General features: G+C 29.7%; 6 protein-coding genes and 1 CRISPR repeat array. All 6 genes read left to right on the forward strand.

The window, feature by feature from the left end:
• On the forward strand, positions 1-2614 hold a 2614-nt coding region (locus KQI69_RS03540; RefSeq protein WP_216563910.1), incomplete at its 5' end, for a hypothetical protein.
• A gap of 169 nt (positions 2615-2783) precedes the next feature.
• Positions 2784-5357, forward strand: coding sequence for a hypothetical protein (locus tag KQI69_RS03545; protein WP_216563911.1), 2574 nt, complete (start codon positions 2784-2786; stop codon positions 5355-5357).
• Between the two features lie 268 nt (positions 5358-5625).
• Positions 5626-6444: a flagellin gene (locus KQI69_RS03550; RefSeq protein ID WP_216563912.1), complete on the forward strand. Its 819-nt coding sequence runs from the start codon at positions 5626-5628 to the stop codon at positions 6442-6444.
• Between the two features lie 387 nt (positions 6445-6831).
• Positions 6832-7090: direct repeats of the CRISPR family, unit length 38 nt; unit sequence GTGAAAATGAAGAATAACCGAGAATAGCGGTTGCAAGA.
• A 246-nt stretch (positions 7091-7336) separates the two neighbouring features.
• Positions 7337-11593 carry a type VI-A CRISPR-associated RNA-guided ribonuclease Cas13a gene (gene cas13a, locus KQI69_RS03555; protein WP_216563913.1) on the forward strand — a complete coding sequence of 1419 codons (4257 nt, stop codon included), beginning with the start codon at positions 7337-7339 and terminating at the stop codon, positions 11591-11593.
• A gap of 431 nt (positions 11594-12024) precedes the next feature.
• Complete coding sequence (locus KQI69_RS10635) at positions 12025-13680, forward strand: toll/interleukin-1 receptor domain-containing protein (protein WP_216563914.1); 1656 nt, start codon at positions 12025-12027, stop codon at positions 13678-13680.
• A gap of 41 nt (positions 13681-13721) precedes the next feature.
• Positions 13722-15560, forward strand: coding sequence for a TIR domain-containing protein (locus KQI69_RS03565; RefSeq protein WP_216563915.1), 1839 nt, complete (start codon positions 13722-13724; stop codon positions 15558-15560).
• The last annotated feature ends 201 nt before the right edge of the window (positions 15561-15761 follow it).

Here is a 15761-nt window from a genome sequence, read left to right on the forward strand (position 1 = left end):
TTTGACAGCTTATTTGAGTGCGCCCATTTATGGCTATCCTCTACTTTCTTTCACACTAGCCTCTATCATAAGATGGCAAAAAGACGAAACAAGTGATGATTATTGTGTACAAGATAAGGATATTCTTATCGATAAAGTGCATAAAAACAATATTATTACATTTAATGCAGATAGGGGACAGGGTAAAACAAGTGCTTTACATACTTTTGCACAGTATTTAAGTAACTGTAACAGACAGAATCGTAAAATAAACGAATTATTTGATAAAAAAATTGAGAGTAAATTTGAGATACTTCCAATAATAGATCCGACAGAATTAAATAGTGGAGAATCAGTGATTCGTATCTTTATTTCACAATTGTTTAAAGTTTATCAAGATATATTAGAGTATTTAAATTCAGATATAAGTGTACAAAAAGAGCGTTATGAGATTATTGAGTTGTTTCAAAAGTGTTATGACAACATAAATTATATTCAAGGTAAGAAAGAAGAAAGTGAGTGGACAAATGATCTGGAAAGTTTAATGAAACTGGGAAATGTCTCTGAGATAAAAGAAAATCTTAGAAAGCTTATTGACATGGTATTAAAGCTGAAAGAAAAAACAAAGTATCAGGGTGAGTTAATAAAGACTGATAAGTTGCTGGTAAGAATTGATGACACAGACTTATGTATTAGTGATGTATTTAGTATATGTGAGGATATAAGAGAATATCTATCGTTGCCGAATGTTGTTGTTTTGATGGCATTAGATATAAAGCAGTTAAAGTATGCGATATTTCAGAGATATGTTATGAAATATAAAGGAATATTAAGTCTTGTTGGTAATGCTGATTATTATAAAAATAGTATGTCGGAAAAATGTGATTATATGGCATCAAGATATATAGAAAAAATGTTCCCAAGTGGATATGTAGTTGATCTTCCTAAGCTTGACGTGATTGTTAAAAAGAACTATTCTAACATTAAGATTGATTACAAGGTGAATATTAACGGACAATATTTTGACATAAGTGAAAAAGATACATACCAAAACAGCAAAAATATATATGAACAGCTTTTGAATTTGTTGTATGAAAGGACGGGAATTATCATAAACAAAAATTCTGACAGAGTACATTTTATATTGCCTGCTTCAATGAGAGAATTAAATCATTTTCTCAGATTGTTATCACAAATGAAACAGATTAATTTTTGTGAATTATATGCTTTGGAGGACACAAAAGATATTAAAGCAATAAAAAGAGGCAGAGAGCAGAAAAAGAATATGGTTGATAATCTGCATCATTTTAAGAGATACTATCTAAATTATTGCAATCCAAACAGATTAGGAGAGGAATTGAGCAATGAATTTATAAAGATTGATGATTCTGAGAATGTATATTATAATCTGGGTAAGCTGATAAGGGATAAGATTAAAGGGGCAGGATATAAGAGGACATATTCAGATATAGTACATTTTTTATATGAGCAGTCAGAAAGTTCATTGTTGACAGAATCAATAGAGGTATTTCTTGATATAATATTGCATGAGACATTATTAAGTGTGTTAGAAATAGAAGATAAGAGAAAAAAGTTTTCAGAGCAGTTTAAAGGTGTGATTGATTGGGAAAGAAAATATGGAAAATCAAAAATTACCTATATTGTAAATGGTGATCAAAAATATAATTGTTTTGAATTCAGTTTGAATTTGGATAATGATTATTTTAAGAGTATTTTTTATAGAAACAGTGATGGTAAATATAAAGAAAAAAGAACACTTGATATATCTACACAAGCAAATATGCAGACATTTTGTTGTGCAAATAATGCTGGGCTGGAGGATATTAAATTTATATTAAAAGAAGAAAATAGCAATGATTATTTTATCAATGATGATATTTGGGGTGTAAGATTTAATATGCTAAAACCTTTTGATGGATTCTTTGATTTAAAAAATAATTTTCTTGCTTCTAGTGATGAAAGTAGTGAGATGATTACACAATTATATGATTTATATATGAATGTTGCAACGAATTTTAGTGTTATTGCAGCTATAGAAGAAAAATATAAAGCATACAGTAAAGTAGATAAATTTAAAGATTGGAAAGGTGTTATATCAGATTTATATAATTCAATTGATGATAAATTAGATAAAAACTTTGGATACATATATGGAAAATATAGAAATAGAATAGGAAGTAAGATTGCTGGTATATTCTCTGATGACATAAGATTTAAAAAATTATTTTTAAGCAATGAAGAAAATCACAAAACAGTTGTTGGTTCATATAAAAAGAAATTACGTGGTGTAAGAGATAAAGCAATAAAACTGCTTAAAGAGTTTAAGGAACTTAAACAGATAAGCGATGCAATGGAATTTGTGCAGCAATTAGATGAAATGGATAATAGAAGTGGCGTGCCATTTATAGATATTTCGACAGAAAATGAGGAAAGTGTATGTATAGGAGAAATTAAAGACTTAGTAGAAAAGGAAAAAATGTTAAATAAATTACTTGTTGAGTTTAAAGAAGATCTTTTGAAGTATAAAAACGGTGATGAAGTAAATAAGTTTGCAAATTCAAAAGATAAGATAATAGATGACTATATTTCTGAGATAAACAGTATTGGTATTTGATTATATTGTGATGGAAAACTATAAACATAGTATCTGCTTTTGTATAGGGGGAGATAGATTGTATAAAAAACAAAAACGAGAAAATCTGGATATTATATTTCGTCAAACCTCACCTCGTTTGATATTAAAGGAAATTACAGATTATATTTTTAAATTAAAGAAGTCAAATATGAGTGTAAGGTTTGACAGGTATTCGGAAAAAGCATATGATTATTTTGGTCAGCTTAATTTAAAAAATTATTCGATTGATGAAACTCAGATGAGATTCAAAGCATTGAAAGATGAGATACGAGGTTATGGAGAGGCATATATATTTGGAATGTTGGCATCATATTCAGATGAAGTGCTGGATATCGTTGATGGAAATATTGTTTGTAAAATGGAGGAGATATTAAATTGGAATTCAATATCCTCAAGACTTGGTCAGGATATTTTTACAACTGCATGGGTTGCTAAATATGATAGTGAAAAAAATGTAAGGCAAAAGCGTAAATTTGATTGGTATTCTATATTAAAGACAGATGATTTTAAGTTGAATAATATCTTAAAAAGTGGTATGGCAGAAAATCATTATCATCTACATGGTTCAACGCAGTCGTTTTCACTTTCGTGGATATTTATAATGAATTATCCTGAGAAAATAAGGAAAATATACAAAAACAATCAACAATTAAATCAAAGGTATGTTGTGACTGTTTCGGAGAATATATCTGATAATACTATAAGTGATACTGATATGCTTGTATATGCGGCTTATATTCGTATACTTTTATTTAACCGTTGTATGGGACAAAGTACTAAAGAAATCAGCGAAGACAAGTATAAAAAATTTGATAAAATGGACTCCGATATACGGGAGAATAATGCGAAAAATGCGGTGAGACTACTAAGATTCATCTATGGTCATAAATTTAAGCAGATGAATAAAAAGAAAAAATGTCTCGATTATGCGATATGCGAGGAACTATATCAGGTTAATTCGTCTTCATCTATTAGGTTGCTGTGTGGAGAAAGAGCTTTTTTGTATTCGTGTTTCAGGATGGTCTATGAGCATAAGATGTCTACATTGGAGCTAATGATGTTTCATGCATATCTTGTTATTAAGAATAATTTCAGAGGCGAGATAGTCCAGATTAATAATAGAACCGGATTTGACAATTTTTCAAAATACCAGGATAGAAAAAATGCTATTTTCGGGGACAATGATGAATATTGGGAAGAATCACTTAGATTGTCCGTTGCCAATGCTTTTAATGAAAACAATCTTAAGGTACTTGAAGCAAGGATCATGCCGAAAGACTCAGCAAATAAAATGAATCTAGAAATAAAGACAATGGACAAACTGATTCAAAATGGTGGGATAGAAGATTTATCTAAGTTTGCATATATAACACATTTTGCAAAATCTTCTATCATATATGATGATATAGCTATTAAAGATAAAATTCCTCTTCCTAGAAATCATAAGGTTAGAGTGATTGTTGAAAACCAGGCAAAAGCATTAAAGGATTATTTGGCAGGAAGATATGCTAAAAATCTGGAAGATTGTTTAAATCAGAATATAAAAAATAGCAGAATATGTGCAATAGATGCCTGTTCAAATGAAATTGGATGCAGACCTGAAGTATTTGCAACAGCTTTTAGATATTTAAGAAACAAGCAGACAAGGTTTGACCTTTTTGAAAATGATCAGTTAGCAACAGACAAGGATATCAATGTGACATATCATGCAGGAGAAGATTTTCTAGATATTTGTGATGGAATCAGAGCCATAGATGAGGCTGTTAGTTTTTTGAATATGAAAAAAGGAGACAGATTAGGACATGCCTTGGCATTAGGTATTAGTGCCAAGGAATACTATTTATTTAAAAAATTGGAAATATATATGTCAAAGCAGGATATTCTGGACAACTGTATCTGGCTTCTTTATCGTTCACTTGAATGGAATATTGAAATTGATTCTAATAAGCGGGAAGTATTAAAGCAAAAGGCAAATGAATTGATTCAGGAGATTTTTGGTTTCGGTGAAAGTTCAGAATCTAAAGAAGAAAAAAGTGAAAAAAATAAAAAAAATGAAAAAGATGAAAAAGATGATTTAATGAGAAATTATAGTAATATATTACAAATATATTATCATAGCTGGCAGTTAAGAGGAGACGCACCGGAGTTGTATATAAAAGGAAGATATCAGAGGGTTTTGGATAATGGCATACCTGATGGATATACTGAATATATGCGTAATGGTGATAAGTTAGATATATACAGAAATAATCCTTATGTTACTTGGTTTTATTATATGTATCATTATGATAAGAAGGTGGAAGAAAGGGGATTAAAATCAGAAGGATTTCATGTTGAAAAATGGTATATAGATTTGATAGATAAATTTCAGGAATACTTAATTGGAGATATTGCAAGAAGGGGAATATCTATAGAGTGTAATCCGACATCAAATCTGCTGATAGGTTCATTTTCACAATATTACCAACATCCTATTACAAGATTTAATAATTTTTATCTTAAAAAAGAAAGCTGTAAAGTACAATTAGAAGTGTCCATAAATACAGATGATCTAGGAGTTTTCGATACATCAATAGAAAATGAGTATGCATTATTACTAAGTGCAATCTGCCGGCATCGACACAATGATGGAAATTATAATGATGAAGAGGTGTATGAATACTTTGAACATGTACGTAAGAAAAGCTTGCAGATGAGTTTTATTAAAGTAAGTGATGAATAAAGTTTCAAAATAAACACAAAAATAGTTATTAAGTCTACCCAATTATTGTATTTTTGTTGTATAATAATTTCATCGTATAAGTCACTTTCTTTCGTAATATTTTTAGCAGATTTATTATATATCAAAAAGTCATGTACGATATTTTTTATTTAAAAAAGTTGTAAAGTGGTGTAATATTATTAAAAGATTAATACGAAAAGTCAAAAAATAAAGTTATAAATTGAATTGTAATATTAAATGTTTTGTAAAAACAAGGAAGGAGTAGCCTATGAGGACAGATATGATAATTTCAAATAATAGGACTGCAATGAATACGCAGGAAAAAGTGAAAATAGCACAAGATAATAAAAGTAAGTCATTGGAAAAGTTGTCAAGTGGTCACAAAATAAATAAGGCAGCGGACAATATAGCAGGATTTTTTATTTCAGAGGGAATGGAAGGTCAGATAAGAGGTCTTAAAAAAGGATCAGCTGGTACGACAACTGGAATGTCACTTACTGATGTGGCAGATGGAGCATTGGGGCAAGTTGGCAGTATGTTAGAGAGAATGAGAGAGCTTTCTGTTCAGGCTGCAAATGATATAAATTCGGATGAAGATAGAGCTGCAATTCAGAATGAAATGAATGGCTGGAATGAAGAAATTAATAGAATATTTGATGGAACAGAATTTAATACGAAAAAACTGTTTAAAGGTGAGGATTTGTTCATTCAGGCTGGAGCTAATTCTAATCAGGGAATGGCTTTGAATTTAGACAAAATGAATACAAAAATATTAGATATAGATAATTTAGATATGATGTCTAATAAATCAGCAGGTGAAGCTATAGAAAAATTGGATTCTGCCATTAAAAAAGTGTATTCAAGCAGAAATAATATTGGTTCAGTAACAAATCGTTTGTCCATTGCAAATGATAATGATTTAAATATGTCACATAATCTTCAAATATCCAAGTCTAAAACTCGTGATGTAGATATGGCTGATGAAATGGTGGCACTTTCAACGCAGAAGATTCTTGAGAAGTCGAGCATGTCTATGTTGGCTCATACGAATAAGTTTAAGAAAGGCGTATTTAGGGGCATGATATAGCTCATTCAAAATGTAATTATAAAGTAGTAAATGATAAGAGTTATGTTGAGTTCATTGATAAAAATAAAGCTGTTGGCATCGGAAAATGTTCAATAGAAATTTTATATCAATCCCTGCGTCAAAATAGCCACAGCGAAATTTATTCAAAATTATTCTTTTCATTTTTACAAAAAGGTGATATAATCAAAATATTAAAAATAACGAGAAAATATGAACAAATTGTAAAGAGACACAAAAAAGGCAGAAAAATCAGTAAAATGTGAGATGTATCTTCTTGAACTATTGTTCAAGAAGCATCCCTCGCTTTCAGCTCGGTCAATTGTCAGACAATTATATGCAAAAATGACTCTGCAAATGCCTTATTTAAGGGCTTTTTCAGATAGTAGAGTGAAAATGAAGAATAACCGAGAATAGCGGTTGCAAGAAGTATTGTTGCATGAGATACAATTAAAATGTTTTCGTGAAAATGAAGAATAACCGAGAATAGCGGTTGCAAGACTTATCCTTTCTTTTAAAGTTTCAATATCCACACGTGAAAATGAAGAATAACCGAGAATAGCGGTTGCAAGCTTTCTTCCATTGTTAATGACATACCAGAACCAGATGGTGTGAAAATGAAGAATAACCGAGAATAGCAGTTACAAGATTTCTTGAAGCAAGCTGGAGTCTATCTTAGATTTATGAAAAATTTAAAATGTCACATATAAATCCTGAATTATTAGAAAAATAGAATAATTAAAAACAAGTGATTTTGACCACTCGTTGACAAAAAATGACCATTCGTAGCAAATTATCAGAAAACGCCTAAAATTGTGGTATGATGTTTGCATGAATATCAGAAGAAAATAGAAGTATCTTTTGTAGTTCTTATACATGACGAGGAGGTAGACATATGAAATTTACAAAGGTGGATCATATACATGTAGGCGTAGGATTTGAGCGTGATGAAAAAATGGGTCATAGAGGGATGATGTACAAAGAGTCAGGTACGAGTAATGACTGTGTTATAGATGTAACATCTCATGTAAAGGCTCGTTATAATAAAGCGGCTTCTTTATATTCTGTTTTAAATAGAAATGTTAGTATTTTTGATGACACGAATAAGAATAAAATTGCAAAAGAAATAATACGATATTTTTGTGACAATTGTTCTCAATCTGCTAACAACAGGGATGAGTTTATAAGCAAGATAAATATTTATGGTATAAATAAAATTAAAAGTCATTTAAAAATAAAGGAAGAAATTTTTTCAAAAGAAGAACAAAGATCTTTATCTAAGATTATCATAAGCAAGACATTGAGAAAGTCGTTAAATAAAAAAATACAATGGCACGATACTGATAGGAAATACGATCTTGCTGACATTGCAGATAGGTTACTTTATTATACTTTGATAAATAATCGTTATTTTGAGGACAAGAGAAGTGATTGGAAAAATGGAAAAGGACCTGTTAATGATGATGAACTGATGGCTTTTTTAGGCTATATAGCACTTGACCGGACAGGAGAAGTGACCTTAAAGTCCGAAGAAACTGATTCTAAAACTACACGTGCAGAGTTAGTCGCTGAGTCGATAAAAAGGAAAGATGTTAAAGTTCAGGTAAAGAAAGATAAAGAGGGAGTATGTCGCCTTATGCTTTCTAATTCTGAACATCCTAAGAAAAGATTTGTGGCTGATTTTGTTAAGAGATATGCAAGTTTAAACAGGGAAGAACAGACAAAAGAGTTACTTCATATAAAGAAGCTTATGGTTAAATTTGTATATGGTGAAGAAAATGCAATATTTTTTGATAATGAAAGTAATCCATATAAAAGACTGGATGAAGCCGACGAGCATATTTTTTGTGGATTTGATGAGGAGATATTGAAGAAAATCGAGCAAAATTCAAATGATAAAAAATGGAAAGATAATAAGGAACTGCATATACAGGTTAGTGAGCAGCTTAGAAAAAAGTTAGTTTTAAGATATAATCAGATGATAGGTATGTTGGTCGAAGAATATAAGGTTGACAAGGAAATAATTGTTTGCAATAAGAATTGTGGTACAGCTGATGAAAAGCTTATGAGAGCCAAAGAGGATTTGTATTGGGTAAATATATTTGAAGAAAATATTGAATCGTACTTTAAAAGATGGAATAAAAGGGACTTGAAAAATTGCAGATGTTCGTGGATCGTAAACAGGCTGTGGATGGAATGGAATTCGCTTATTTGTATGAAATATATAGATTTAGGTAAGGCAGTTTTTAATTTTGCGATGCCTGATCTGCATAATTTAAGGGAGGGAGAGACAAAGTTAGGAATGGTATTGTCTAAGTATCAGGAAGGTATAACAAGTTTTGATTATGAAATGGTAAAGGCAAAGGAGAATCTTACTCGTGATATAGCAACGAGTGTTACATTTGCGTCAAATATATTTTCAAATGCTGTTATAAAAAAGGAGTATAGAGAAAAAAATGATAATGGTAGAGACAGAAATGATGTTTTACAATATTATAAAAAAGATTTTCAAGATAATGAGATAGTACAGAAGAATGCGTTCAAAAATATACTTCAATATTTTGGAGGTGCCAGCACATGGACTGATTTAAGTTTTTTGTTTGAAGAAAATGTTGAAGATATTTGCGTTATACATGTAGAACAGCAGGTTACACAGAAAAAATTTAAGGAAAATTTTGCATTTGCGATAAAACAGTGTATAGCTTCTTTAAGAAACCGCAGTTTTCATTATACGACAGAAAAAAAGTTTGTTGATGATGATAAAATATTGATTGAAAAACAGATTGCGGATTATCTTTTTAAAAATGAATATGCAAGGCTGCCTAAATTGTTTGCAGAAAAATACTATTCAAATAATGTAATGGCATTTTATCGCAATGAAGATATATGTCGTATGGCTGATTATTTATATAGAAAAGAATCGGTGCGTGAATCACAGATTCCAGCATTTTCATCTGTCATAAAACGAAAAGATATGGAAAAATTTTTGTTTGGTTCAGATGTGGGACAAAGAGCATTTATTGGGACTGATCAGAGCAAAAGTATATGTTCAAATGCAATAATAAAGAAAATGTTTTGTTCGGCAATATATTTTGTACTAAAAGAAATATATTATTATGGATTTTTACAATCAGACAACTTGATGAAGCAATTTACTTGTGAATTTTACAAATATCATAAAAGCGAAGAGAATAAAAATAAAGAGAATAAAAACAAAGAGAACGAGTATTTTGCAGCAAACAATTTTAAAGTGCGTTTAGATGAGTTGAATCAGGATGAAAAGATGTCATTTGGAGCATTTTGTCAGCAGATCATGACTGATTATAATATGGAGAATCAGAATTTAAAAGATGTAATGACAAATAATAAACAAAATAAATTAAAGCAAAATGGTGAAAAAGAAAAATATAAACATTATGTATTGATTTTATATAAGATTACAGGGAATGCTTTTAAACAGTATCTGGAGACTTGTTATTGTGGAAAGGATAAAATATATGAATTTCTTAAAACTCCGAAATATAATGATGATATGAAATTTATATCATCAGGTAAATCTGATAATAGACTGCTAGAGGATTCTATGTCAGAAAATGCATTTATAAAAAATATGTCAGAAAAGATAAAGATAAACATATATCAAAGTTTGAAAGATTCAGTTGAGAGATACAATTTATATGCTTGGTATATGACAACGCATTTCATGAGTGGAAAGCAGCTTAATCTGCTTATTGGTGATTTCAGGGCATTTAAGCAATATATAGTTAAGATTATGCAGCGTGCAAGAAATACAGATAATATACATAAAGGAATGGATAGTGATGTAGAAAAACAGACTGAGTACTGTGACAAAGTTATAAAGTTGTTGGAATTTGTATTACAGTTTAAAGGAAGAATTACAAATAATAAATCAGATTATTTTGCTGATGAAGAAGAGTATGCAAAATATATGTTAAATTTTATTGATTACGGGAAATTTATTGTGAATGATAGAAGTATTGAAGACAAAAAATATTCAATTGCATTAAAAGAATTTTGTAATCAAAACATAGATTATACTGACTCAACAGATGGTATGATGGGAATATATTATGATCAAAAGAACCTGATATTAAATAGAAATATTGTGTATTCGAAACTTTTTGGAGATACAGATATGTTGCAGCAGTGTATATGTCATTCGGATAAGGATTATAGAGTTAAAGCAGAAGATATTCAGGATTATTATGAGAGGAAAAAGAAATTAGAGGATGTTTTCAGGACGGGAGTGTGTACAAGCAAAGATCAGCAAAAAAGTCTTAGAGAATTTCAAAATCTTAAAAACAAGATAGAACTTCTTGATATACAGACATATACGGAGCTTGTCAATGATATTATGGCACAATTTGTATCATGGATATATTTAAGAGAAAGAGATTTATTATATTTTCAGCTGGGATACCATTATATCAGGCTTTTCTGGAACAATGGGGCAGACGATTGCAAATTAAAAAAACAATATGAAAGTTTATCATATAAAAATAAATATGAAGAAAAAGTAAACATTACAGAAGGAGCACTGCTCCATCAGATAACGGCCATATATGATCATATGCTTCCGATAATAAAAGGATATGTAGAAAGAGAAGAATTTAATGGTATAGCACTCGAGTCAGGAACAGCAGGTACATCGCTACGAAAATTTGTAGAAGAATATTGTTGCGAAGAATATAAGACAGGCAAATGTGAAACTTATAATGCCGGACTTGATTTCTTTGGCAAGGAAAGTCAAAGAGACATCTGCACTGTAATGAGAAATGACATAGCACATATGAAGTATTTTACATATCATAAAAAAAGTATCATGGACATGTTTGCAGATATGTACAGTGTTTTTCTTATATATGATACAAAACTAAAAAAAGGTGTATCATTTGTATCACACAATATATTAGCAAGATATTTTATTATAATGAGTACAAAAATGCATCATGCATCAGAAGAAAATGCTGCATTTGGATTTGATGTGACATTATACTCTGATAAATTTACATACAAATACAAAGACTATTCAAAAGACAAAAAGTCATATAAAGAAAAAAGAGTAAATGTAAATGTCAGAAGTAATGAATTTTTGGAAATAGTAAAAAATATATTGGAATACAAGAAGTAATCACATTATTGCAATGAAGAATTAACTATTCGTATACTTTGTAATAGTTAATGTAATACTAAAAATAACGATAAAATGTGAATAAATTGTAAAGAGACATAAAAATCATAGAAAATACAACAAATTTTAAATTGTCAGACAATTATATGCAAAAATGATGCTTTGAAAGCCCTGTTTGTGGGAACTCCCAGAGGGGAGAGTGGAAATGAAGAATAACCGAGAATAGAGGTTGCAAGAACCTTCAATTTCGTGTGTTTTCTTCAAAACATTTCGTGGAAATGAATAATAACCGAGAATAGAGGTTGCAAGATGTTTTTTATGCAGTCTTATTGACATGTTTGCATGTGAAAATGAAGAATAACCGAGAGTAGAGGTTGCAAGATGTAATGTCGCCGAGGAATTGAATAAATTTCATTATGCGGAAATGAAGAGTGACTAATAAACAGATTGTGTTTGAAGAAAATATTAATAACAAAAACATAGAAAACAACGAAAGGATAAGGGTGAAGATTATGAAGTACAAAAATATGTCAATGAGCATTATCATTCCTGTTGTAGCAAATAAGACAGAAAAGTGTGTTAAATTAAAACAGGATATACAAAAATATTCAAAGGAGATAAAGTATGATAAAAACTGGTGGTCTGACTTGGGAAAGGATAAATTTTTTAATGATGATAATCCAGAGGAAAAAGTTGTATGTTATGAGTTGTTGGAATCAGATAAAAAATTTGAACTTAGAAGCAAACTGGGATTGTATAAAAATAAAAATGATGATTTTAATACATATGTTTTTTGTAATAAAGAATTGAAAGATGTAAAGTTTGAAATATCAAAGTTCAGAATATGGCAGAAAGACAATTATACTTTTTTACAAATAGACTTGATTACGGATGCTACAGAAGGAGCTAAATTAAATACAGAAAAAATTCAAAAATTGGTGGATATAATAAAGAATCATATACAGGAAAAAATTGAGTTTTTTTATACTGATAGTATATGCGATACAAATGGTGTAAAAATAAAAAAAAGGAAGATATCTTTGCATGATGTTATAGAAGGAATCAAAAAGGAATTTATAGAAAATTATGAGAAAATATCTTTTAAATATTCGGATTTATTTATTATTAATTATATGGTAGCCAAAAAAAATGCAAATATTTCAGAGCAGAATTTATTATCAGAAATTTTAAAAATAAATAAAGAAAAGTATAATAATGACAAAGAATTTATGGAGCTAAAAAAGAAGTATAAATATATTCACTTAGAAAATATTCAATATTGGTTCGTGAATGCTGGATCATTAAATTTATTTGTAGAAGAATATAACAGATATACAGATATAAAAGAGGGAAATTTGTATCAGTCAGTGTGTAATAATTATCTATTATTATTGATATATAGTTTTGCTATGAAGTATGAAATAGAAGAAAAAGTTTTTTTAGATAATATAGCTAAATGGAAAATATATAATAGAAAATCGGATTTTTCAAAAAATCAGCATGTGAATGATATATTTAAGGAGTATTTAATTATAGCACTTGGATTAGACTCAATTGATAAAGCAAAAATACCTTTAGATAAAGATGTGGAAGATAGACCGTATGTTTTTATAAGTTATTCTAATGAAGATTATAAAAAAGTATATCCTGTACTTGCAAAATTAAAGGAGGATGGTATTTCATTTTGGTATGATGCAGGACTTTATTATGGAGATTCATGGAATGATCAGGTTGGAAATAGAATGGATAATGATAATTGTAAAGGAATAGTATTTTTTTCAAGTGAAAACAGTTTTGCAAGTTGTAATATAAATAAAGAAATTAAAAAAGCTTATGATCTATGTAAAGACCCTGAAAGTAAAAAGAAATATTTTGCTGTAAGCCTTTTAAATGTAGAAAAAACTACGGCTATTTTGAAGGAGGCTATGTGCAAAATGAATCAGTATGATTTGGGAAAAAACTGGGGGACGAAAGAGATTGAAATAATAATTAAAGCTTTTCCAGATGAAGCTACAGTAGTAAAAACAAATGAAGTGGGATGGCTTGAAAAAATAGAAAGTACTATAAGAAGATATGTTGAGGAATAAGAATATTTGATATTTTATAATGTGGGGAAAGGAGAAGAATAATGAGAACAGTCTTTATTATTGAACCATGTATGACTATGTCAAAAACAGATGTTGCAGATGAATTTAATAGTGAGTTTGTCCGTCAGATAGAACATTATGGTATTTCATGTTATTTAATTAATGATTTCACTTTGGTGATGAGAGAACATGATATAGACGAGGATGCAATCATAATAGTATACAATGAGGATGAAAGGGACAAAAGATGCAGTGATTCTATAAAAGAGTTTTTGAACATTGCATTGGAATGTAATGCTGAAATATGGCCTGTTTCATTAGATAAGCAAAAGAGAAATCCAGTGGGCATTATATCTACAAAGCAGAGTTATGATGTATATGAACAACTTAGGTGCAGAAATCTTGATAATAGTTATATTACTACAGTGGCAAAAATATTTTCACGAAAAGTCATAGCAGTTGTTCTAAATAATTGTTACTGTGAAACTGGGATGATTTTTTTAAGTCATAGAAGAATTGATGGAGAAGAAATAACAGCAAAAATTTATGACAAAATGAATATAATGGCGAGGCGGTCAAATCCGTTTAGAGATGTTGTTGATGTAGAGGTTGGTAAGGAAGCACAGGGCGTTATTGATGATGTGATGGAGAAAAGCGATATATTTGTATTTATCCATACACCTAAAGCAGCAGAATCAGAGTGGATATTGAAAGAATTAAGATTTGCAATGTTAAGAAACATTCCTATTTTATGGGTTCAGGTAGATAATGCGGATGTGAATGGGTTAAGAATTAAACCTTCGGAAAAACCTCATTTGAAATGTGAATCAAATGATTTTAAAGATGAACAAAAATTAACTGACATAGTTGAAAAAATATTAGAAGAGGCTTTTAAGCTGATAATGGAAAGGTCAAAGCAGATTTTGGGATACATAGATTATCTTAGGACTATTTTTGGAGAAAATATAAGTGTAATAGATGATCAAAGAATGTTATATCACATTTCTATAGACAGAAGAGGATATCATTATCCTCAAAGAAAAATTGAACAGTATTGTCAGCTTTATGGGCGGACTCCAACAGAAGATGATGCGATGAGATTAAGTGATGAAATAAGAGACAATAGTAAAGATTCAACGGTTATATTATCAAATAGGATTGTTTCAGGAAAGTTGAAGAACAATGTATACTTTGATAATATGCAAGACTTTTGCTATTATTGGGAACGCTATATTAATGGAAAAACGAAAGGAAATAATAATATGGAAATAGTTATCTCTGGGGCATTTCCGGATGCAGATGAAATATTTAAGCAAAGCCTTACTGATGCACTGGTTCTCTTTTCAAAGGTAATAATACAGAGTGGATATGAACTGACATTTGGAGCACACCCTACATTTCAGGAACTTTTTTATGAAGTTGCAAGGGAAACAGAGCCGGAGAATTATAAGAGTAAGATAAATATGTATATTTCTAAATGGTTTCTTGAGAAAGAGCCAGAAAAAGAAAAGACATACAATAAAAAGTATAGTATTCATGTGACAGAAAAAAGAGATAGTTTGACGCTTAGTCTGAGTGAAATGCGTAAAGAGATGATAAAAAGAAAAGAGGTAAAGGCATTGGTTTGTCTTGGTGGAAAAATTAAGAATAATAAAAAAGAAGAAGGAATAAGAGAAGAAATTGATCTGGCAAGACAAAAAGACATACCTGTTTTTATTGTAGGCAGTGTTGGTGGCTGTTCAAGTGAAGCTGCAGTTGAATATAAGAAGATAGGCTGGCATAAATTAAATAATGCTTCTGATGAGTTAAATCAGGAATTTTTGGAGGGAATAGATTATTATGGAATGGCTAAAAAGATGATTGAATTTATTGGGGGATGATACAATATATTGTAAATACAAAGTAAAATGTAGAAGGAAATATAAATAAAATTTTTTAAGTGGTATTATTTTGTATAAGTTAAAAAATCAATAATGAAATGGAGACAAAAGACATATGATTAAAGAAATATTTGATAAATCAGTATTTAACACTATCAAGTAAGTCCCCCACTTCTATTGCGTGGAGCAATAAGTGGGGGT

Source organism: Eubacterium sp. MSJ-13, assembly GCF_018918235.1.
Taxonomy (GTDB): Bacteria; Bacillota; Clostridia; order Lachnospirales; family Lachnospiraceae; genus Butyribacter.